The organism is Polyangiaceae bacterium (genome assembly GCA_015075635.1).
In the GTDB taxonomy this organism is placed as follows: domain Bacteria; phylum Myxococcota_A; class Polyangia; order Polyangiales; family Polyangiaceae; genus JADJKB01.
In genome coordinates this window covers 1,686,809-1,708,870 of sequence record JABTUA010000001.1, presented here as the reverse complement: position 1 = coordinate 1,708,870, position 22,062 = coordinate 1,686,809, and the positions used below count along the sequence as shown (strand labels likewise).

The following is a 22,062-nucleotide window of genomic DNA, read 5'->3' as shown; positions in this document are numbered from 1 at the left end:
TTTCCCGAGGGATGGGCCACTGCCCGGCGGAGGCTAGACTCCCGGAAGTGTCCGACCGGCTCGATCGGGTGCGCTCCCTCAGCGTGAGCGACCACCGCCGCGATCTCGCGGGGATGCGCTACGTCTACCCTGTCGTGTCGCGCCGCGCCGGCGGCGTGAGCATCGGCGTGAACCTGAACCCGAACAACGCCTGCAACTGGCGCTGCGTGTACTGCCAGGTGCCGGAGCTCGTGGCCGGCAAGGGCCCGGCCATCGATCTCGAGCTCTTCGCCAGCGAGCTCGAGGAGATGCTCGATGCGGTCCTGAACGGCGACTTCCTCCAGCGCGCGCCCGAAGGGGCGCGCCGCCTGACCGACATCGCCTTCTCGGGAAACGGAGAGCCGACGACCTCGCCGGACTTCGGCCCGGCGCTCGAGGTGGTGGGGCGAGCGCTCGAGCGCTTCGGGCTCCGCGGCAAGCTGAAGGTCCTCCTGATCACCAACGGGTCGATGCTCGAGAAGCCCGAGGTGCGCGCCGCCGTCGCTCGCTTGGCCGAGCTGGGCGGCGAGCTCTGGTTCAAGCTCGACAGCGCAACCGCCGAAGGCGCGCGACGCATCAACTCGTGTCACGCTACGCCGGCGGAGCACTTGCAGAAGCTCCGCTCCGCGGCGCGTGCCTGCCCCACGTGGCTCCAGACCTGTTGGTTTCGCTGGCACGGGACGGCGCCGAGCGAACTCGAGCAGGCGGCCTACCTCGCGGCGCTCGGGGGCCTCGCCCGGGAGGGCGTGCCGGTCGCCGGCATCCATCTGTACACGCTCGCGCGCCCCTCGCTTCAGCCGGAGGCGACCGAGCTCGCGCCGCTCGAGCCGGAGTGGCTGGAGGCGTTCGCCGAACGCACTCGCGCGCTCGGCTTCGTCACGAAGGTGAGTCTCTGAGCGTCTCGTGCACGAGACCGAGCGCAACCAGGCACGCGACGTCGGCGCGCAGCACCCGCTCGCCCAGGCCCGCGAACGCGAAGCCCGCGGCAGCGAGCAGCGCGCGCTCGAAGTCCACCCAGCCGCCCTCGGGCCCCACCGCGAGCAGGAGTCGCTGACCCGCGCCCAGGCCCGCGCAAGCCTCATGGAGTCGCCCCGCGCTGTCCGGGTCGAGCGCCACGCGCCGGCTCTCCGCCGGAAGCTCGTCCTCCACCAGCTTGCGAAACGAGCGGTGCAGCGTGAGCTCGGGCAGGCGCGTGTCCCGCGCCTGCACCAGGCCATCGAGGAGCTGGCGCCGGATCTCGGCAGCCTCCAGGCGGTGCGAGTCGAAGTAGTAGCGCTCGACGCGGGCGGCGTTGCTGACGTAAATGTGCCCGACTCCGAGGGACCCGAGCGCGGGCAGGAGCCGCGCGAACACCTTCGGGCGCGGCATGGCCAAGAGCAGGTCCAGCCTCGGGCGCTCGGGCGTCGGCGCGCTGGCGAGGGTCGACGCGTCGAACACCACGCGGTCCGCGTGCACCTCGACGACCCGGGCGACCCCGAGCGGGCCGTCCACCAGACCCGCGCGGAGCTCTTGCCCCGGCACGGCCCGGAGCACCTCGCGCACGTGCCGCGCCCGCTCGTCCGTGAGCACCGCGCGCCCGCTCGGATCGAGCTCGCTCGGCTCGAAGAGCAGCAGGTTCAAAGCGTCGCTTCGCTCGCCTTGGCGCCGAGTTCGACCGCCTTCGAGCTGACCTTGAAGTCTTTGCCGTCCCAGACCACGTCGTGGCGCTGGAGCTTCACTGGCGCGTCCTTCTTCGCGCTACGGAGCCGCGCCAAGAACGCCGCGCGCTCCGCGTCGGGTGTGGTCAAGAGCACCGACGATAGCCCCGCCTTGGCGGCATCGGTCGCCTCGCCGAGCCCGAGGTCCTTGTCGTCGAGCCGAGTCACGAGCTGGACGTCCGCCGAGAGATCCTCCCAGGTCAGGAGCACCAACGTACCCGCGCCGCTGAAGAGCTGCAGCTCCTTCAGCTCTCGCTTCACGCTCTCCGGCTTGGTCCCCGCCGGCGGTTTCTCGACCAGGCGCGCGAGCCGAGCGGCCGACAGCATGCGCGCCCAGCGCCGCGGATCGGTCGGCCCGGGCGTACCCTGGGCGTTGGCGATCTTGCGCTCGAGCCTGAGCGCCTCGTCCACGCGACCGGCGCCGGCGGCCGCCGCCGCCAGCCGGAGCCAGCCGAGCGCGTCGTCCTTCGCCAGCTCGGTGATGGTGCGGTACTGGCGATAGGCCGGCTCGTACCAGCCGTGCCCCAGGTAGATGTCCCCGAGCAGGCGGCGCGAGTCGATGCCCTCCGGATCGAACTCGACGATCTCGGAGTAGGTACGCACCGCCTCGTCGGCCAGGCCCGCGCGGGCCAGGACGTCGCCGATTTCGCGGGCGATGTTGGGCGTGAGGAACCCCTGATCGCGCAGGCGGTGTCCCAGCGCCACGGCCTCGTCCTTCTTGTCGGCTTCGACCAAGAGCTTGACCAGTCGCATGCCGCCGTTGGGATCCTCCGGCGCCTTCGCGCTGGCCTCGCGCACCTTCTCGATGCGCTTGTCCACGTCCCCGATCTCGGACAGCTCGAGATCGAGCTTCGGCCAGTCCACCGCGCTGCCGAAGAGCGCGCGCTCCACCGCCGCCACCAGGCGCCCGTCCACGGCCCGGCGCAGGATCAGCTTGGCGACGAACTTCTGGACCTCCGGGCGGCCCACGAAGTGCGCGAGCACGACGCTCGCAGAGCCCTCGCCGTCGACGCGCTTCTGCAAGAGATCGAGGAAGGTGCGCTCCGCGCGCCAGTCGGACAGCTCGCAAGCGCCGAGGGCGGCGTCGTAGCGTTGCACGAGCTCCGCCGGGCTCTTGATGGTCTTGAGCCGCTTCTGCCAGAGCAGCACGCGCTGGGCCAAGGGCCGCGCCGCGGCGTCGCTGCAGGTGCGGAGCGCGGGGGCCGCCAGCGCGACGCCGCGCTTGTCCGCCTCCTGGTCCTTGCCCAGCTTACCGCCGTAGGGTGACGCAACCTCCGGGTCGAGCTTGACCGGTGCTGCGACCTTCTTCTTCTCCAGCACCGGCGGCGGAGCCTGGGGCAGCATGGTCGGCTTGGCGGGTTGGTTCAGGTCGTCGCCGTCGATGGGCCGAGCCTTCGGGCGAGCCGCGGCCCTCGGTGGGCCGCCTGCCCCCGCGGCGAAGCCTCCGCCTTTTCGACCCATGGCGCCCTGGTCGAGAGCTTCTTCCTGCGGCGCGGCGGGGGCGATGGTCGGCGCCGGCATCGGCTCCGCCGCCATCGGCGCCTCGGCCTTCTGCTCTTCCATGTCCGCGCGCGGACCCGGCGCGTAGCCCGGCTGCGCCTGGGTGGCGGGCGCTGGTCGTGACGCCGGAGCCGACTCCTTCTCGTTCGAGGCGCCCAGGTCGAGCTTGCTGCAACCGAGCGGCATGAACCCGGGCGGCGTGATGGCGGCGTGACGAAGCGCCAGGCGCCGCTCGCTGTCCGCGTCGAGGTCGAGCAGGGTGAGCTGCTTGCCGCGGAGCTTGCTCTTCTTCTTGCGCTGGATCCCCATCTGGTAATACGCGCCCTCGCTCTCGAGCGCGAGGATGCTGGTGAACGGCGTCATCAGGCCGTACTCCAGGCCGAGGGCCACGATGCGCCCGCGCTCCGCGTCCGGTCCCTGCGAGCCACCGAGCAAGCGCCGGACGTACTCCGCCGCCCAGAGCCGCGGCACGAACTCGGCGATCACGCTCGTCTCGCGCTCGGCCTCGTACTCCTTCGTGAACTGCTCGCCGCCGATGCGCCCCTTCACCTTCACGCGTTTGGGCAGGTCGTGGTGGGTGCGGGCCAGCACCACGACCTCCTGGCCGCGGCTGACCTTGCCGCTGGCGCTGTAGAACGGCTCGTCCAGGCCGGCGCCGAGATCGAGCTCCAGATCGGTGATGGTCGGGACCTTGAGCGCCGCGGTCAGCTCCAGCGCGCGCGCGGTGGTCTGCTCGGCCTCGTCCACACGGAACGCGCTGCCGCCGCCGGCCCGGGAGAGCTCGGCGAGCAGCGGGTAGTTCGCCTCCGAGCCGACGCCCACCGCGAACAGGCGCGAGCGAGAGGTGCCGAGCGCGCGCCGCAGGCGCTCCACGATCTGCTCGCCGCTGAGCTCGCCGCTGGTGGCCACGCCGTCGCCGACGTAGACCACGGCAGGCTGCTCGGCCCCGTGCAGGCGCTGGAGCGAGACGTCGAACATGCTGGCGATGTCGGTGGCGCCCCCCGGTTGGTGCCCCGCCAGCGCCTCGAGCGCCTTGGCGATCTCGCCCTCGCTGGCCGCTGCCATGCCTTCTTTCGGGTGCAGCACGGTCGGGCGCACGTCGAGCGCCACCAGGGCGAAGCGATCGTCGTCCGAGAGCGCGCGCATGATGGCCTCCGCGGTCGCCGTCTTGAGCTGCCGCGACGACTCGTCCCCGGCCGCGGAGGTGTCCACCACCACGACCACGTCGCCGCGCTGTTGCTTCACGCCTTTCCAGTCGAGGTCCGGCGTGTAGCGCACCATCACGTAGTCGGCGCTCTCGCCGTCGGCCTTGTGGCGCGACACGGCCAGCGCCGGGCGCCGATCCGGCAGCGTCGCCTCCAGCTGGAAGTCCGCGCGGGGCGTGTAGCCGGAGCGACGCATGGTCACGCTGCGTCCGTTGCCCTCGACGCGCGCGTCCACCAAGGTCGAGAGCTTCATCTTCGGCCCGGCTTCGCCCAGATCCACGCTGAGCGAGAACTCGCCGATGCGCACCGGATCGCCCTGCCCCATCGGGTAGACGTAGGTGAGCTTGCCGTCGTTCGAAGGGTTGATCTGCACGTAGCGCAGCACCACTCGACGGGTGCCCCCGGCGCGGATCGGGTAGATGCGCGCGCGGTAGCTGCGGGCGTCCACCCACTCCAAGATCGCGGGAGAATGGCCGGTTTGTTTGGCGGCGGTGTACTGCGCGGCCGCCTCCTTCGACTCGATGAACTCGCCTTCGATCAGGTTGCCGTTGGTCTCGAGCGCGAAGCTCGTGACGCTGGCGTTGTCCGGCACCGTGAACCAGTACCAGCCTTCCACGTCGCGCTCGCCCGGGTTGAAGAAGGTCTGGTCGACCTCGGTCTCGCTGAGCCCCTCGCGCACCACGGCGCGCACGCTCTGGCGGCCGATCTCCAGGCGCTTGGCCGCGCTGCCGGGCAGCGCTCCGACGTCCACTCCGTAAATGGTGCCGGCGCCAGCGCCGGGCACGCCGCTGCCCGAGGAGAAATCGGCCATGCCGCCGGTCCAGTCCTCCCAAAACGCGAGCGCGGCGACGACGGGCGCGGCTTCTCCCTTCACGCTGCCTTGCTCGCCGGCCTTCACCTCGGCGCGGCCGCCTTTGCCCGTGACGGTGGCCATGCCCCGAGCGACGTACACGGAGGCGTCGGCGCCGTCGCGACGGATGGCCACGCCGGCCTCCGCCGCCGTCACGCTCGTCGCGGCGATCTCGTGCACCATCGGCTTGCGATCGGTCGGCGGGGCGTCGAGGAAGTACTCGCCCTTCTCGAGCACGACCGACTCGCCGCCCAGCTTGATGCTGCTCTCGGCCCGCATGAACAGGCGCGACCCGTCGGGCAGCCGTACCAGCGCCCGGGCGCCCTTCTCGGTGGTGATCTTCGCGTCTGCGAGCAACGGCGTACCGCTCACCGCGCGCGCCGGTCCCTGGCCCAGGTCCACGCTGACCTCTCCGGCGGCCAGCTCGAGCCGCGCTTGGATCGGCGACGCCTTCGCCGGCGGCGGCTTGCGGAGCGCGACCGCGAGCAGCACCGCGACGAAGAGCCCGAGGCCGAGCACTGCCAGTACGAGCCGCGTGAGTGTTCGCGCGCGCGACGCCTTGAGGTTCTCACTCATGTCTTCCTCCGCCGATTCGGACTCCGCCTACGAGGCGTCCCTTGGTGCGAATGTTCCTGCGGTCCAGGCAAATCCACAAGTCCCACGGAGTGAAGAATCAACTCTAGAAAGCCAAGTCCAGCGCCTTGGTCGCGTTGCTGCGAACCTGCGCCTTGCCCTTGCGCTCGGCTTCCGCTGGAGCGGCCCCGGCAGGCGGCGACGAGAACCCTTCATTGGCCTGTCCGAGCGCGCTCGATTGACCCTGGAAATCCGCTTCGAGCTTCGCTTTGGCGGGCGACGGCGCCCGCGCCACGGTCGCCTCGCGCTGCTTCTTCAGGTCGTCGAGGCGCGCGTCGAGCTTGCGCCGCGCTTCCTCGCCGCGGCCCGCGGCCCACAGCTCGTTCGCCTCGGTGAGCGCGGCGGCGGTCTGGCTGCGCAGCATGCGCGCGGTGACCAACGGGTCGATCTCGCTCACGTTCGCGGGGTTGTCGGTCAAGAGCGCGCTCAGCTTGCCTTGGCACTCGCCCCGGGTCCCGAGCAGCGTGCCCGAAGACAGGTCGTCGTAGCCCATCTTGATGTCGGCGACGGGCCGCTCGCCGCTCGCGCCACGCGGAACGCGCAGCGAGACCAGGAGCGTCTTCTCTTCGCCGGAGCTGAAGCTGCCGAGGGGCACGAACAGCTTGCGGCCCTCGCGGCGGAACGTGCGATCGAACACGCGCTCGACCTCCACGCCCGGCGCCAGGTCGATGGCGACCTCGGCGTTCTTCGCCAGCGACTTGGCCAGCGTGTCCAGCTCCTGATCGAACACGCGGGGAAGATCCGCCGCGTTCTCCACGAAGTGGTGCCGGCCGTTCGACTCGATGGCCAGCGTGTTCATCACGCGCTCGTTGTAGTCGACGTCGACGCCGACGCTGCTGATGCTGGCGCCCATGTTGCGGATGCGCGCGCCGATGGCCCGGAAACCCTCCGGGTCGCGCACGCCCGCGGTGGCCTCGCCGTCGGAGAGCAGCAAGATGCGGTCGATCATCCCGCTGCGCTGGCGCAGCTGAGCCATGCCCTCGTCGATGCCGCACGAGATGCAGGTGTCGCCCAGCGCGGAGATGGTGCCCAGCGAGGCGCTGACGCGGTCGCGCGAGAAGGAGTCCACCGTCGTCGGGGCGACCAAGACCTCGGCGGTCTGGCTGTAGGTCACGACGGACACCACGTCCCCGTCGCGTAGGCGGCGCACCATGCCGCGGGCGCCGTCGATGGCGTTCTGCAAGCGCTTGCCCTTCATCGACCCCGAGCGATCGATCACGATGGCCAGGTTGAGCGGCGCGGCCACGGGCGGCGCCCCGGACCCGTCCGCCGCCACGTTGACCAGCAGCATGGTCTGGTTGTCCTTGCTGGCGAGGAGCTTGCCGTGGCCGAGTCGGCCCTCCATCATCAGCGTCCTGCCGGCAGTGAAGCTGGCGCCCGGGTGGGCCGGGACCTCGGGCTGCTCCGGCTCCGCGCCCCCCACCCCGCCGAGGGGCTCTGGCTCGAGCCGAGGCTTGGTCAGGGACCAGACCGACACGCTCGACAGCAACATTCCGATGGCCGCCAGGCCCGCGACGCTCTTGACCTTCATCTCGGCTGTTCCTCCCAAACGGGCCTGGAAGCGGGAGCTTACAGGCGGTGCTTCGTCAGTACGCCTGGGGCCGACAAAGGATCTCTCGGCCCTCGCCCCTGGCGAAAAAGACCGCAATATTCGGGGTCATCCTGCGGATGCCGCGCCGCGCCGGACACCCACGGCGCCCAGGAACTCCCAGGGCAAGATCGAGCCGATCAGCACGAACACGGCGTCGGCGTCCACGCGCTCTTCGCCCGCTGTCGTCCGCAGCACGACGTGATCCGGCTCCACGCGCGCCACCGTGGAGTCGAAGGCGAGCTGGACCCGCCCCTGCCCGACGAGGCGCTTCACCTCGTCGATGTTGCGAGCCTTCCCGCGACGGAACCCGCTGCCGCGGTAGACCAGGGTGACCCGGGTGGCGGGCTGGCGGGCGAGCGCGATGGCCGTCTCCATCGCCGTGTCCCCGAGTCCCACCACGACCACGCGCTGTCCGGCGAACGCCCGGGCGTCCACCAGCGCGTAGAACACGCGGGACTCGGCCGCCTGGGCGATGGGTACGTCCAGCCGGCGCGGCGAGCCCCGGCGGCCGATGGCGAGCAGGACGTTCCGCGCGCGATAGACCCGCTCGCCGCCTTCCTCGCCGAGCGCCGTCACGACGAACGCTTCGCCGTGCCGCTCGACCCGAGTGACACGGCGCCCCTCGTCGATGTCGAGCTCCGCCCGACGCACGATGCGGAGCCACTTGGCCAAGAGCTCCTCCTTGGTGGACTCCTCCAGCCACAGGTCGCCCACCATGGGCATGCCCAGGGGTTGGTCGAACACCAGCTTGCCGCGAGGGAAGCTCTGGATGCTGGCGGCGACCGTCGCCTGCTCCAAGAGCTTCGCCGTGAGCCCTCGGGCCTTGGCCTCGAGCGCCGCGCTGATGCCCGCGGGACCGGCGCCGACGACGATCAGGTCGAGGTCGCCGTCGCGGTCGCGCGCGCGCCCCTGCCGCTCGGCGATCTCGCGCACGGCGTGCGAGCCTTGGTTGATGGCGTTGCGGATCAGAGGCAGCCCGGTGAGATCGCCGGCCAGGTAGAGCCCCGGCACGTCCACCGACTCCAGCGTGTCCTTCACCTTGGGGCGGTCGTCGATGGGGTCGCCATCGCTGACCACCAGGGACCCGTTCGGACAGCGCTGCTCGCACAGCGTCAAACCACAGCAGTCGTCGGGTCGAGCAACGACCGCGACGTAGCGCCGCACCTCGAGCACGTCGTAGGGGCAAGCGTCGACGCAGGCATAGCAGCCGAGGCAGGTGGCCACGTCCACGTGTGGCACGCGTCGCACTGCTGCCGGCTGCACCACGCTGAGCTGACGCCGAGCCTGCTCCAGTCGCGCGGAGCGACGGCGTGCCCGTAGTCTGAGCCCCCCGAACACGAGCAGCGCAGCGCCGAAGCCGCTGCCGACGATCCCGACGGGGCTGCCCGCGACGCCGGCGAGCGCCGGCGCGGCGCCGCGGCTGGCGACCTCGCGCGCCGCTTCCCAGGCGGCGTCGCGCTCGGTGGTGGCGCCGGGGGCGACCTTCGCCCCGACGCCGGCCAGCCCGCTGACGGCGCGGTGCTCGTCGAAGCAGACCGTGGGGCGCTCGGGCGAGCGCTGGCCCTCGATCAGGCACTCCCGGATCGGATCGTCCTGCCGTCCGAGGTCGTGGCACTTGGCGCACGCGCGCGCCGGGACCAGCGGCACGCTCACGGTCTTGGTCGGGCGGAACAGAGTGTGCTCCCCCGAGAGCTCGCGCTCCCAGCCCGTGCCGTAGCGGATCACCGCGCCGTCGGGCGTGAACGCCACGCCTTCGTCGGCGCGATGGATTGCGTGGCAGCTGGTACAGCCGAGCTCGCGCCGCCTCCGCAACTCCTGGTGCGCCGGGCGCTCCGAGGGGAGCCCGCCGTGACAGCGCCGGCAGGCCTCCTGGGGCTTGCCCTCGTCGGTGTGGCAGCTCCCGCATTCGAGCTTGGCGAGGCGATGCGGGCGCGACTGCCCGCCGGGAGAGCGCAGCCCGGGCAGCCCGCTGCTCCAGATCGCGAGCGCGGCGGCCACCACGGCGCCGACGGCGGCGGCCGGGAGCAGACCGCGAAATCGCGTCACGTCGCTGGTCTCGAGCGCGCGCGGCGCGCCTCGGCGGCGGCCGTGGGCAGCCTCGGGCGCGAGCTCGACGAGGGGACGGTCGTCGGCCATCACCACCTCGTCATCTGGAGCACGTGCAGCGCCAGCAGCACGAGCAAGATCCCGGTCCCGAGCAGGTGCGCGGGAACCAGGCCTCTCAGGCAGAAGGTCAGCAAGCGTCGCGCGGGCAGCGCGCGGAGCTCGACCACGATGCGGATCAGCTCATCGAGCCCGTCCAGCCGTTCTCCGCCGCGGCCCTCGAGCACGGCGTCCACGCGCGCGCGGAGCACGCTGCGCTCCTGGCTGAGCGTGCGACCGGACGCGATCAGCGCGAGGGCGCCGAACGGTGAGCGCGCGTATGGGACCAGCAGCTTCTCGGTGATGGTCTTTGTCAGCTCGCTGGTGCCGCTGGTCGCGCGGTGCAGCCGATCGAACAAGGTGTCGTTCTCCAGTGCCAGATCCTCGGGCAGCGCGCCCTTTCGCTCGAGACGCGAGAGCCGCGCGGGGATCCCGCGGTAGGCCAGCGCGGCGACCCCACCGAGGAGCGCCGTCAGCCAGAACGCCACCGAGAGCGCGCCGGCCAAGCCGTGACCGATGCGTCCGCCGGAGTGCAGCGCGACCGCAGCCACCGTCCCGAGGCCGAGCGCGACGTGCAGCCGATAGTGCGGAACGACGCGCGAGCGCGGTGCAGGCATCTCTCGAGCGTCCGTCTTGCGCGCGCGGGGCTTCGTCCAGCGCTTGCCCAGGCGCTTGGGCAGCGCGTAGGCGGCGAGCCCGAAGCAGCCGAGGAGCGCGCCGAGCCCCGCCGCGTAGGGCAGACCGCTTCCCGGCGACCCGAGCGCGCGCGCGTGGAAGAGCACGCCGGCCGGGACCAGCCCGATGGCGAGCGCGACACCGACCGAGGGCGCGAGCGCGAGCCAGCCCGAGCGCTCCGGCGCCGCGCTGGCGACCGCCGACTCGCCGCCGAACAGCGCGCCGAGCTCGCGGAAGTCGCGCTGCGGATCCAGCCGGGTGATGGCCTCGGTCGGGCAAGCGCTGACACAGGCTGGGGCGTCGAAGCCCTTGCACAGGTCGCACTTCACCGCGACCTCCTCCGAGCCGCCGCCGGCGGCGCGGGGCGCCATCCGGATGTTCTCCCAGGGGCAGGCCTTGGCGCAGGCGCCGCAGCCGGTGCAGAGCGCCTCGCGAATGAACACGTCCCCTTCCGGATCGCGACCGATGGCGCCCGTAGGGCAGTCGATCATGCACACCGGGTTGTGGCAGTGCTGGCACGAGCTCGGCAACATCAGGCTCTTCGCGGCGCTCTCGGCCACCGCGAGCTCCGTCACGATTTTGTCTCCTCGGCGCACCAGGCGCGCGACGCCGTCGTGGGTGTCCGCACAAGCCCAGGCGCAATGACCGCAGCGGACGCATCGGTCTTGGTCGATGGCCAGGAGCGAGCGCGCCATCTGCAGTCGATACAGATCCTGGAACACGTGCTGGGTGGTCTTTACGGAAGCGTCGGCGACTCGCCGCTGGCGCGCCACGCGCTCCGCCCGAAGACGCGCGATGCGCTCGAGCACTCCCGGGTTGCGATCGACGAGCGAGCGGAGCAGCGCGCGTGGCACCGCCAAGAGCTGGCAATCTCCCTTGGCCACGGCGTGCACGCCGCGCCGCTCCCCCGAGAGCGCGTCTTCGTCTCCGAACAGGTCGCCTCGGCTCACGTAGGCCCGCACCTGGACTCGACCTTCGTGCTCGGTCTGGAGCTGGAGCAGTCCGCTCACCACCAGGTACGCCGCGTCCGACGGATCGCCCACTCCGAACAGGCGTGCGCGTCGAGGCAGCGCGGTCCAGCGCACCCCGTCGAGCAAGAGCTCCAGATCTTCTCCGGGCAGGTCCCGGGCGAACGCCAGCGTGCCGAGCAGGTCGCGGGAAGCCGCGCGACGCAGCGCGCGCTCCTCGCGCGGCAGGCCGTCGCCGCCGCTCTTGGCCAGCGCCCGCGTCAAGACGCCCATGGGGATCTCGGCCAGCTCGCAGGCTTGCTCTGCCGTGGCGGTGGCCGCCCGCGCGGCGCCCGGCAGCGCCGCTTCTTCGCCCAGCGTGTCGCCCCGCCGCGCGCGCCGCAGCTCGCTCTCGTGCTCGTCGCCGCGGCGCACCGCGGTCAGGCGGAGCGCGCCGCTCGACACCACGAAGAGCGCGTCGCTCGGCTCACCAGCGCGGTAGAGCACGTCGCCGGCGGCGAGCTCGCGCCAACGCCCGGCGCGTTCGACCTCGGCGCGTGCGCGGGCGTCGAGGCCGACGAGCGCCGGCGCGTCGAACACCGAGGGCGGCCAGGCGCTCGAGCTCACCGCACCACCGTGCTCACGCGGGCCATCTCCACGATGGTGTTCCGAGCGAGCGCGCTCTGGTCGATTGCGGGTCCGCTGGGGCGCTTGCCCAGGCGCGCCTGCCGGCGCTCGTAGTCGATGAACGCGCGCAGCAGGAAGGGCGGGAAGGCCCGGAACAGGAGCCGTGTCTCGACCTCGAAGGGTGGCGTGAACCCGCTGGTCGGGATCTCGTAGACGTAGGTGATGGGGACGCGCGGCGGCAGCGAGCGCGTGTCGATGATGGCGTCGGGACCGCGCGTCGCGCCGCGCGTCGCGTCCAGGGCACCGATGGGGAAGTAGGTCTCGAACAGCGCCTCGTCGCCGAGCAAGTTGCTCTGGCACTCGCCCGTGTCCGGATCGTAGGTGCCGTCGGCGTAGCGATCGGCGCGCGCGCGCTCCTGGCCCGGCAAGGGCTGGCAGCGGCCGCTCGCGTCCACGCTGCCGATGCAGACCACGCAGCGCAAGAAGCCGTTCTGGAAGTTCACCAGGCCTCGCCCCCGGAAGCGCTGGCCGCCGCGCGCCGGGTTCGGGCTGAAGCGCGGGACGTCCGGCCCATCGGCGACGTCGGCGCCGAACATCCCGAGCGGACGCCCCTGCCCGTCGCGGAGCCCGTCGTCGGTGTTGACGCGCAAGAAGACCTTGTCCCGCAGATCCTCGTCGTCGCGCTCCACGCGCCCGACCTCGTAGACCCGGCGCCCGCGGGCGTCGCTGACGCGGAGGTGCAGCCAGACCTCGCGTTCTTGGCTGAACCCCGCAGGGACTCGGTGCCCGCCGCCCACGTTTTCGAACACCACCGGCAGCTCGAGCGTCGCGCCGCGCAGGGCGGGACCCTCGAGCTTCAGCGAAACGCTCGCTTGCAGCAGAATCTGGCGCCGCTGGGCGGCTCCGAGCGGGATCCCGAACACGTCCACGGTGGGCTCACTGACCAGGCCATCGGCGAACTCCGCCGAGAGCGGTAGATCGACCCCGCTGAAGTAGTGCGGCGTGCTCCTCCTGGGCTCGCCCGAGCTGCTCGCCCAGCGCCCGTCGGGATAGCTCCCGGGCGCCCGCTTCACGAGCCGCGTGCCGGGTGGGCAGCCGCTGCCGCCCGGCGCCCCGCGTTCGGTCTCGCACACGCCGGGGAACGTGGACATGTGGCAGTCCTGACAGCTCGCCGCCTTGCGGCCCGCGCGAGCCTCCGCCGCGACGTAGTCCTGCCACTCGCTGAACGCGTTGCGCAGCCGCTTGAAGTGCTCGCCCTTGCGCGCGCCGATCACGTCGCTGCCGAACAAGCGCACGTCGTGGCAAGTGCCGCAGAAGCGACTGTCCTGAAGGAACGCGGCGGCCGCCTTCGTGGGTCGGGCGTGCGCGCCGCCGGGCACCCGGTCCTCCGGCGCCGCCGCTGCCGCGAACAGCTCGGCGGGATCGAGCTCGTAGCCGCTATTGGAGATGCCGAACGCGCCCCGGGCGTCTTCGGGGCGCATGCTGAAGCGTTCGCCGGTGCGCGTGCTCGTCCAGAACGGATTGCCCTGGTAGCCGCCTCGCGCCGGGCGCACCGGCCCGCGCACCTGATGACAGAAGCCGCACGAGATCCCTTCCATGGCCCGCTCGGAGAGCAGATCCGCGAGCGGCAAGCGGGAGCGCGCGTCGCTGCCGCGTCCGTCCCAGGCCGGCAGGCTCTTCTCCAGGTTCTCGGCGGGCGCGTGACAGTTCACGCACCAGAGCTCGCCGCCAGAACCGGTGACCGGCAATCCGGAGACGCGATCGCGGCACGCCCCCGCTCCGGCGCTGCGCAGAATGCCGGCGCCGTTCGGGCAGTCGAGGTCGCGCCCGACCTGCTCCTCGATCAAGATCTCCAGCGCCTGGTAGAGGGGGCTCTTGGCGGCGTGCGCCATCACCGAGCGATGCCACTCCCCGGTCTGGCGCGGGTGGCACGCCGCGCAGTCGCTGGCCAGCGTCTCGCTCGGCCGGAGCGGCTCCCGAGCCAAGGCTCGCTTCTCGGTGCCAGGACGCTCGTCCAAGGCCGCGAACGCGACGGCGGCCAGCGCGAGGCCGGCCAGCACTGGCAGAAGCGCGCCGAGCCGCCAGCTGGAGACTGGCTTGGCCGGACGCGCGCCCTCGGTCGTCGGCTCCGCGGCCCGCGGTGGCTCGGGCGCTCGGGGGTCCGGAGAGCGCGCGGTCTTCGGGGCCTCCCCGGCGAGGAAGCGCGAGAGGCCCCTTGCGATCTCCGCCGCGCTCTTCGGGCGCTCGCGCGGGTCCGGATCCAACAGGCGCAAGCAGAAGCTCTGAAGCCCGGGGGGCAGCAGGGCGGCCCGCGCGTCGGCGATGGGCGGCGGCGCGCGGTGCGCCGCCTCCTCGAGACCGTGGCGCAGGCCACGCACCGCGAAGGCGTGCTCGAGCGCGAGCCCCCGGTAGAGCATCAGCCCGAGCACGTAGCGGTTGGCCGCGTTGTCCCAGGCAGCACCGTCCGCTTGCTCCGGCGGCATGAAGCGCGGGGACGCACTGTCCGCGGCGCGGTCGGGCAGGGCGGGCTCACCGACCAGCGCGTGGATCAGTGGGTCCGCCAGGAGCTCGACACGGTCGCCGACCACGACGACTCCCTTGGGCGAGAGCGGTCCCGGGAACAGGCTCGCCTCCTCCAGCGCCTCGAGCACACGCGCGAGGGCCAGGAGGCGCTCGACCACCGAGCTGGGCTCGTGCTCCGCGCGCAAGAACTCCGCCAGCGTCTCCCGAGGTACCCGGCGCTCGACCCAGATCCCATCGGCGTCCTCACCCATGGCGACGAAGCCGCCGATACCGCGGCGCCCGAGCTCCGCGAGCCGTTCGGCGAGGGCGCGCTCTTCGGACCCCAGCCGCCACAGCTCCGCCGAGCCCGCCTCGAAGCGTCGCGCTCGACCGACGCGGCCGAGCTCCCGACGGCTCACCGCGCCTCGCTCCGGGGATTGGCGGTGAGCGCGGGCTCGTTCCTCGGCTCGTCGTCCGAGCCAGAAGCGCGCACGAGGTAGGTGACGAGGCCGGCGATCAGGCTGAGCAGGACCACTATCAGGAGCCCCGTGCGCGCCGGAACGTCGCGCGGCGCCGCGGCCTTCTCCACCAGCGCGATGGTGTCGGCGCGGGGTTTGTCCTGCTTCGGTCGGGGCGCAGGCCGCTCTGCGACATCCGCCTCGGGGCCCTTCTTGGCCGTGGCCTCCGCCTCGCGCTCGCTCGCGGCGGGAACCGTCGCGCTCGGCCGGGTGCGCCGCCGCGCTCCGCCGCTCGCGGGAGCGAAGGGCTCGAGCTCGTGCAATACGTCCGCCGCAGAGCCCGGTCGATCGTCGGGGCGCTTCTCGAGCAGCTCGAACAACAGGCGCTCGATGCCCTTGGGCAGAGCACCCCGCACCTTGTCGCCCAGCGGCGGCGGCGCCTGCGTGCACTGCATGTTCAAGAGCTCGCGCGGAGAGGGCGACTCGAAGGGCGGCTTGCCGGCCAGCATCTCGTACAGCACCAGGCCCAGACAGTAGAGATCGCTGCGCGCGTCCACGCCGGTCGCGTCGATCTGCTCCGGGCTCATGTACTGCAGCGTGCCCACGCTGTGCGTCGTGGTCTTGCTCAGCGCTTGAAGCACCTTGGCGATGCCGAAGTCCATGACCTTCACGCCGCCGTCGTCGAGGATCATCACGTTCTCGGGCTTCAGATCCCGGTGCACGATGGGCGGCTCTTGGCGGTGCGCGGCGGAGAGCGCCGACGCGATCTGCACCGCGACGTCCACCGCCTCTTCCCAGGGCAACGCGCCGTGTTGGTTCAGGTACTCCCGCAGCGTCTTGCCTTCGAGGTACTCGAGGGCCATCACCAGCTGCTCGTCCGCCTCGGTGCAGGCCAGGCAACGCACCACGTTCGGGTGGTCCAGGTGCGCGAGGATCGTCATCTCGTTCAAGAACAGACGGCGCCCCTCCTCGCTCTTGGCGAGCTCGGGCCGGAGCACCTTCAGCGCGACGCGCCGGCGGGAGAGGCGCTCCTCGGCCTCGTAGACCTTGCCCATGCCGCCCTCGCCCACCAGCCGCCGAACGAGGTACTCGCCAATCCGCTCCATCAGCCTTGCCGCCTTGATACGCGCGAGCAGCCGAATCGTGCTGCCGCCCGGGGTCGAGCCTACCGCCCGCCGCGTGCCCAGAAACGCCGCGCGCGCCGCCGACCTTGCAGTCGGGCCGGACAACCCCCGGATATCTCAGCGCAAGTCCCTGGGTCCGGGGCGGGGTGGCTGGATAGGAAATTGATAGGAAGCTCGGAGGAAGCTCTTAGGAACACGGTCCGCAGCAAAGCCCCATCCTCGCTCGAGTCAGGAGGAACGACGGAGATGGGCATGAAGAAGCTGTTCAAGTGGGTTTCGGTCGCGGTCTCGATCCCGGGGTCCTTGCTCGGGGCTGGGCTCGGGTTCGTCTACGCGGGTCTGCCCAACGCGCCGGCGGCGAGCGACGCGCCGGTGTCGGCCACCCCGGAGGCGGTCGAGCGTGGGCGTTACCTGGCCAACCACGTCGCCGGCTGCACCGACTGCCACTCCAGCCGGGACTTCTCCCGCTACTCGGGGCCCCTGGTGCCGGGCACGGAGGGCAAGGGCGGACAGCGCTTCGGCCGGGAGCTCGGCTTGCCGGGCACCGTATACGCGCCGAACATCACCCCGGCCGGCGTCGGAGCTCACAGCGACGGAGAGGTCGCGCGCGCGATGACCACCGGAGTCGCCCAGGACGGGCGCGCGCTCTTTCCGCTGATGCCATGGCAGGACTTCTCACACCTCTGCCAGAGCGACGCCGACGCCATCGTCGCCTACCTGCGCACGCTCTCTCCGAAGGCCGGCACGGTGCCGGAGGCGCAGCTGGACTTCCCGGTGAGCCTGCTGATCCGCACGCTGCCGAAGGCCGCCGAGCCCTGGGCCTGCCCGGACAGCACGAAGGACCCCCTCGCGGCGGGCAAGTACCTGGTCACGGTCGGCGGCTGCACCCACTGCCACACCCAACGCGACGGCAACGAGCCCAAGGCCGGCATGTACCTGGCCGGCGGCACCCGCATCCCGCTCCCGACCGGCGGTGCGGTGCGCTCCGCGAACATCACCCCCGATGCGGAGACCGGCATCGGCCGCTGGACTCGGGCCGAGTTCGTCGCGCGCTTCGCCGCCTATCGCGATCCCAAGGCGGCGCCCAGGGTCGAAGCCGGGCAGCCGAACACGCTGATGCCCTGGACGTTCTACGCGGGCATGAGCGATGCCGACCTGGGCGCCATCTACGACTACCTGAAGAGCGTCCCCGCGGTGCACAACCCGATGCTGCGCTTCGAGCCCTGATTCAGCCGCACTCGCGCTCTTCCAGCACGACGGCGCTCGTGGCCTCGAGCATGAAGCGGCCCCGGCGCGTCGGCACGATGCGGACGTCCGGACACTTCTGCTCGAGCCGCTTGCGCAGGAGGATCAGCCGGCTCTCGAGGTTGTCCTTGATGGGCGGCAGGCCGAGCGTGGTGTCCAGGCGCAGCTCGCGGTTGGAGAACTCGGTCTCTCGCCCCGCCTGGTGCTCCTTCAAGATCTTCCACAGGATCTTGCCGGGCACGTTGCGGATCAAGTACTCGCCGTCCACGAACACGCAGTCGTCGTTCTTGTAGAAGCGGAACACGCGTGTTCGCTGCGCCGCCGGTCCGGGGGCGGGAGCCAGCTGGCTCGGCGGCTCGAGCTCCTCGTCGTCGCGGCTCTGCATGTGGTCGATGCCGATGGCGATCTGGTTGCCGATCACGGCCAGGAACGCCTCGTGCCAACGCTGAAAGCACAGCGGATCCCGGCTCTCGACGGCGAGCACGCCCACCAACTTGTCCTGGAGCAGGAGCGGCAGCGCCATGTGACTGCGCGCGTCGGAGAGCCCGGGCAGCGGGATCTCCGGCGTGAGCGCCGCCGAGCCGTCGGTGGCGCTCACCCGGTCCCGCACCGCCCGCCCGTAGCGCAAGAGCTCGTCCGTCGCGCTCATGCTGATCAGCCGGCGCTGCTCGGCCACCGTGCCTATCAGGCCTTCTCCCACGCTGACCTCGGCGCCGATGCCGCTCTCGCCGAAGCCATGCGAAGCGATCGTGAACAGGCGCCTCCCGGTCTCGTCCGGCAAGAGCACCATCGAATGAGAGAAGTGAAAGAGCCGGTCCAGCGCGTCGAGCGCCGACTCGAGCAGCTCGCCCAGGTCCCGCGCCAGGTTGATGCTCGACGAGACCGACTGCAAGCCCCGGAGCTCGGTGATGGGCCCCGGCGGCTTCTCGGCGAGCTCGGGTTCGTCGCATGGCTCGGGCGGGCGCAAGAAGCCTTCGATGCGCTCGAGCTCCAGCACCTCGTAGACGTCCGCGGACAAGAGCCGGAAGATGCCGCTCATGCCCGTGTGCGAGGCGATGGCGTCGATGCGCAGGGACATCTCGTCGAATAGCGGGCCCTCCTTCTCGGAGTGGTCGAAGCGACACAGGAGCCGGTAGGCGTCGAAGGTCAGCGGGTCGTAGATCTGAAGGCAGGCGCGCGGGTTCTCTTCGACGTTTTGCCGCGTTTTGTTGAAGAACTGGCAAGAGAGCGCGACGCGGCGCGCGTCGATCAGCTTCACCTGCGAGACCAGCGTGATGTTGGGCACGCCGCTCTTGGAGCAGGTGGCGATGCTGCAGGGGATCACGCCCTGGAAGCAGCGATTCAGGTCTTCGAGCGCCAGCGTCACGCTTCGCTCGCGGCGAGCCGCGCTCCGGCGCCGGGCCCCGGCGTTTGGTCGAAGACCTCCGTCACCTCGATCTCGACGGCGTGGGCCGGCAGGAACGCGATCCTCCGCGACACGCTCGGGGGCAAGCCCACGATGTCGAGCTCCTTGGCGAATGCCTCGACGTAGCGCTCCATGATCGCGCGCTCCGCGTTCGTCGCTTCGCGGACCACGACCGCGCGGCCCTTGAGCTGCCGGGTGCGGTGCGTCGGAACCTCGGAGAAGGTCACGGCCACTTGCCCGTTGTCGCGCAGATTCGCCACGCTGCGCGCCGCCGTTGCCTGCGGCAAGAACAGAGTCAAACGACGCCCGTCCGCGTGCACGACGCAACCCACAGCACGCGCGCACTCGGGGACGAGCTGTGCGTCGCGCGTCCCCAGCATGGTCGACACTCCGCCTCGAAGGAGCTGACGGAGCGCGTCGGAGATCATGGACCGCGCATCCTAGACCAATCTTCTGGCGGATTTCAGCAGGGTTGACGCGGCGCCCATGCTTCGCAAGCCTGTCCCGCGGGTCATGAGCCTGTCGAGCGTCCTCGAGCAGAGCGATCTCACCACGCTCTCGGTCCTGCGGCAGGGCGACGAGGTCGTCTGCTCGGTCAGCCGCGAGTGGGACCCAGGTCAGGACTTCTCGGGATACGGTCGGCGCTTCAGCAGCGATCAGTTGACGTGTCGCGAGCCAGAGGTCCTGGGCGACGCGGCGGCTCGCGCGCTCCTCGCCGAGCGCGGCGCCGAGGGCGCGCTGGCCGCGCTCTCGGAGGGGATGCGCCGGGGGCGGCACGAGCTCTTCGTGATGCGGCGCCACTCGGGCCTCGGCGTGGAGGTCTGCCACTTCGTGCACTCGACGGCGCTCGGCCGACGGAACGGCTTCCACGCGCTCCGCGCCGGCGGCATCCGCCGCCTTCCGCCGGGCGTCGCCGAGGGCGAGGCCCTCGCCGACGGGCTGAACCTGTCGCGCGCCATGTCGTTCAAGTGCGCCGCCGCCGGGGTCCCTTTCGGAGGCAGCAAGACCACGCTCTCGGCCGCCCCGTTTCCGGCGTCCGACGCGGCTCGCGTCGGCTTCATCGCCTTCTGCGTGGACCGCGGCCAGCTGATGACCGGACCCGACATCGGCCTCGAGCCGGACTTGCTCGACGCGCTCTCGCGGGTGACTCCCCACGCCCTGTGCGGCAGGTCGAGCCCGCTCGGCTCCACCGCAGGGCCCACGGCGGCCGGCGTCCGCGCGGCGCTCGCGGCCGCCGCCGAGCACCGCTACGGCGCGCGCAGCCTGAAGGGAAAGCGGGTCGCGCTCCAGGGGCTCGGCTCGGTGGGCCTCGAGCTCGCCGTGGAGCTCGCCGCGGAGGGCGCGGAGATCATCGGTGCCGATCCCGATCCGGAGCGCGTCGAGATGGCGCGGGCCCGCCTCCCGAAGCTCGTCGTGACCAACCCGGAGCGCGTCCTGTACACGGACTGCGACGTGCTCTCGCCGTGCGCGCTCGGCGGCGTGCTCGACGCGCGCAACATCGGCGAGCTGCGCTGCGCGATGATCTATGGCGCGGCGAACAACCAGCTCGCGGCGAGCTCGACCGAAGAAGAGCTCGAGCTCGCCGAGCTGCTCGCCGCACGCGGCGTGCTGTTCCAGCCGGATTTCACCTACACGATGGGAGGGATCCTCACGGGCTGGGAGGTCTACCAGAAGCGCGATCTCGCGAGCTTCGCCAAGGTGCAGACGGACATCTCGCGCGCGGCGGGCGACGGGACGCGCGATCTCTTGCGCGAGGCTGCGCGGACCGGCGAGACGCCCTCGGCGGTGGCGGTGCGCTGGTTCTCGCCGCTGGTCTACGGAAGCTCCGAGTGACGGGCGGAGACCTCAGCCGGCGCTGGCAGAGCCTCGCGCCCTACCTGCTCGCGCTCGCCGTCCTGCTCGCCTACTTGCCCTCGCTCTCCGGCGGATTCCTCAACTGGGACGATCCCTGGCTGATCCGCGACAACCGCGTGCTCGCCGACCCGAGCCCGTCCGCGCTCGGGCGCATCTGGCGCGATTTTTCCCCCGAGACCCGGCTCGAGCTGGGCGCGGAGTATCTGCCCGTGCGAGACACGGAGCTCTGGCTCGAGGCGCGCCTGTTCGATCTGTCCCCGGGTGGCCTGCGCGCCTCGGCGCTCGCGCTCTACGTCGCAGCGATGCTGCTCTTGCGCAGCGCGCTCCGCCGGACACTCGGGCGGCCGGTGCCCGCCGAGGTCGCGGCCTGGGTCTTCGCGCTCCACCCCGTGCACGTCGAGAGTGTGGCCTGGCTGTCCGGGAGGAAGGACGTGCTTGCCCTCCTGTTCGTGGCGGCGGCGATGGCGGTGCACGCGGGGACGAGCCGGCAGAGGCTCTGGGCAGTGCCTGCCCTGCTCCTCTCGGCCCACCTGTCGAAGTCGATGACGGTGGTGGCCGCCGGCCTGCTCGTCGTGCAAGACCTGCTCGCGCGCCGTCGCCCGGATCTCCGCATCTACGCCGGCGCAGGTGCAGTCGCGTTCGGCGCGCTCCTGGTCCATACCGCGGTCGGCGATCTGGTCGGAATGACCCAACCGCCAGCCGGCGGCAGCACGCTCACCCAGGCGCTCAGCATGGCGCCGGTGGTCTGGCGCTACGTGGGCTGCCTGTTCTTTCCGCCGGCGCTCAGCCTGGTGCACGACGTCCCGGTGGTCGCGCGCCTCGGCGTCACCACCCTGCTCGCGCTGGGGCTCGTCATGGGCTGGGGCGCCGCGGGCGCGTACCTGTGGCTGCGCCGCGCTCGCCCGCTCGGCCTCGCGTCCTTCCTCGCGTTCTTCGTTCCGCTCCTGCCGGTGAGTCAGCTCGTCTTCCCGCTCCAGAACCAGATGGCCGATCGCTACCTGTTCCTGTCGCTGCTCGGCGCGGCGCTGCTCTTCGGCGCGCTCTTCGACTCGGTCCGGAGCCCGAGCTTCGCGCTGGCTCCGCTCGTGCTCTTGGGCCTCGGGCTCGCGACGGCGGAGCGCGCGTACGTCTTTGCCTCGAGCGAGCGCGCGTTCGCGGACGCGACGGCAAAGACCCGGCTCTCGCCCACCGCGCCTTACCAGCTCGCGAGCGCGCTCGAGGAAGGGCGCGACATTCCCGGCGCGCTCCGCCTCTACGAGCTCGCCCTGGTGCGCAGCCGCGGACGCGACGAGGTCGGCCGTCGCGCCACCAACAACCTGGCCAAGCTGCGGGTAGAGACCGGTGACCTCGAGGGAGCCGAGGCGGTGCTCGCGGCTGGGCGCCTGCGCTGGCCCGACGATCCCAAGATCTACGCGAACCTGGTGCGCGTGCTCTCCCGCCAGGGTCGGACGACCGAGGCCAGGGCGCTGTTCGACGAGCTCGTCCGACGTTTCCCGGAAGAAGCCAGGCAGAGCGGCGCGCGTCCCTGAGCGCGGCCCAAGTCGGGCCAAGACTTGCCCCGGGGCCGTTTCGGCGACACCTTTCGCCGC

General features: G+C 71.7%; 13 protein-coding genes. 4 read left to right on the top strand and 9 right to left on the bottom strand.

Going from position 1 to position 22,062, the window contains the following annotated elements; translation table 11 throughout:
• Nucleotides 1-11 precede the first annotated feature (11 nt).
• Nucleotides 12-914, top strand: a complete 903-nt coding sequence (locus HS104_07615; protein ID MBE7479836.1) for a radical SAM protein — start codon at nt 12-14, stop codon at nt 912-914.
• On the opposite strand, the gene HS104_07610 is transcribed toward HS104_07615, so the two are convergent.
• The 7 genes from HS104_07610 to HS104_07580 all read right to left on the bottom strand — a co-directional run bounded on the left by HS104_07610 (nt 895) and on the right by HS104_07580 (nt 15,951).
• Entirely contained in the window at nt 895-1,638 is a 744-nt protein-coding gene (locus HS104_07610) for a 16S rRNA (uracil(1498)-N(3))-methyltransferase (GenBank protein ID MBE7479835.1), read from the bottom strand. The genes HS104_07615 and HS104_07610 overlap by 20 nt on opposite strands.
• Nucleotides 1,635-5,846 (bottom strand): FecR domain-containing protein, encoded by a 4,212-nt coding sequence (locus HS104_07605; GenBank protein ID MBE7479834.1) that lies wholly within the window; start codon nt 5,844-5,846, stop codon nt 1,635-1,637. Before HS104_07605 ends, HS104_07610 begins: the two co-directional genes overlap by 4 nt.
• Before the next feature lie 103 nt (nt 5,847-5,949).
• A complete protein-coding gene (locus HS104_07600) occupies nt 5,950-7,434 on the bottom strand; it encodes a VWA domain-containing protein (protein MBE7479833.1) in 1,485 nt (494 codons plus the stop codon).
• A 126-nt stretch (nt 7,435-7,560) separates the two neighbouring features.
• Nucleotides 7,561-9,630, bottom strand: coding sequence for an NAD(P)-binding domain-containing protein (locus HS104_07595; protein ID MBE7479832.1), 2,070 nt, complete (start codon nt 9,628-9,630; stop codon nt 7,561-7,563).
• Complete coding sequence (locus tag HS104_07590) at nt 9,630-11,885, bottom strand: cyclic nucleotide-binding domain-containing protein (protein MBE7479831.1); 2,256 nt, start codon at nt 11,883-11,885, stop codon at nt 9,630-9,632. The genes HS104_07595 and HS104_07590 overlap by 1 nt, the downstream gene beginning before the upstream one ends.
• Nucleotides 11,882-14,806 carry a hypothetical protein gene (locus HS104_07585; protein ID MBE7479830.1) on the bottom strand — a complete coding sequence of 975 codons (2,925 nt, stop codon included), beginning with the start codon at nt 14,804-14,806 and terminating at the stop codon, nt 11,882-11,884. Before HS104_07585 ends, HS104_07590 begins: the two co-directional genes overlap by 4 nt.
• Nucleotides 14,803-15,951 (bottom strand): protein kinase, encoded by a 1,149-nt coding sequence (locus tag HS104_07580; GenBank protein MBE7479829.1) that lies wholly within the window; start codon nt 15,949-15,951, stop codon nt 14,803-14,805. Before HS104_07580 ends, HS104_07585 begins: the two co-directional genes overlap by 4 nt.
• A gap of 270 nt (nt 15,952-16,221) precedes the next feature.
• Between HS104_07580 and HS104_07575 the strand changes: the two genes are divergently transcribed.
• Nucleotides 16,222-17,196 carry a c-type cytochrome gene (locus HS104_07575; protein MBE7479828.1) on the top strand — a complete coding sequence of 325 codons (975 nt, stop codon included), beginning with the start codon at nt 16,222-16,224 and terminating at the stop codon, nt 17,194-17,196.
• Between the two features lies 1 nt (nt 17,197).
• Here HS104_07575 and HS104_07570 read toward each other — a convergent pair whose 3' ends face one another.
• Both HS104_07570 and HS104_07565 read right to left on the bottom strand, forming a co-directional pair.
• Nucleotides 17,198-18,580 carry a GAF domain-containing protein gene (locus HS104_07570; protein MBE7479827.1) on the bottom strand — a complete coding sequence of 461 codons (1,383 nt, stop codon included), beginning with the start codon at nt 18,578-18,580 and terminating at the stop codon, nt 17,198-17,200.
• Nucleotides 18,577-19,047, bottom strand: coding sequence for a pyridoxamine 5'-phosphate oxidase family protein (locus HS104_07565; GenBank protein MBE7479826.1), 471 nt, complete (start codon nt 19,045-19,047; stop codon nt 18,577-18,579). Before HS104_07565 ends, HS104_07570 begins: the two co-directional genes overlap by 4 nt.
• Nucleotides 19,048-19,105: 58 nt before the next feature.
• On the opposite strand from HS104_07565, the gene HS104_07560 reads away from it, so the two are divergent.
• Nucleotides 19,106-20,452: a hypothetical protein gene (locus HS104_07560; GenBank protein MBE7479825.1), complete on the top strand. Its 1,347-nt coding sequence runs from the start codon at nt 19,106-19,108 to the stop codon at nt 20,450-20,452.
• Nucleotides 20,449-22,002, top strand: coding sequence for a tetratricopeptide repeat protein (locus HS104_07555; GenBank protein MBE7479824.1), 1,554 nt, complete (start codon nt 20,449-20,451; stop codon nt 22,000-22,002). The genes HS104_07560 and HS104_07555 overlap by 4 nt, the downstream gene beginning before the upstream one ends.
• Nucleotides 22,003-22,062 lie beyond the last annotated feature (60 nt).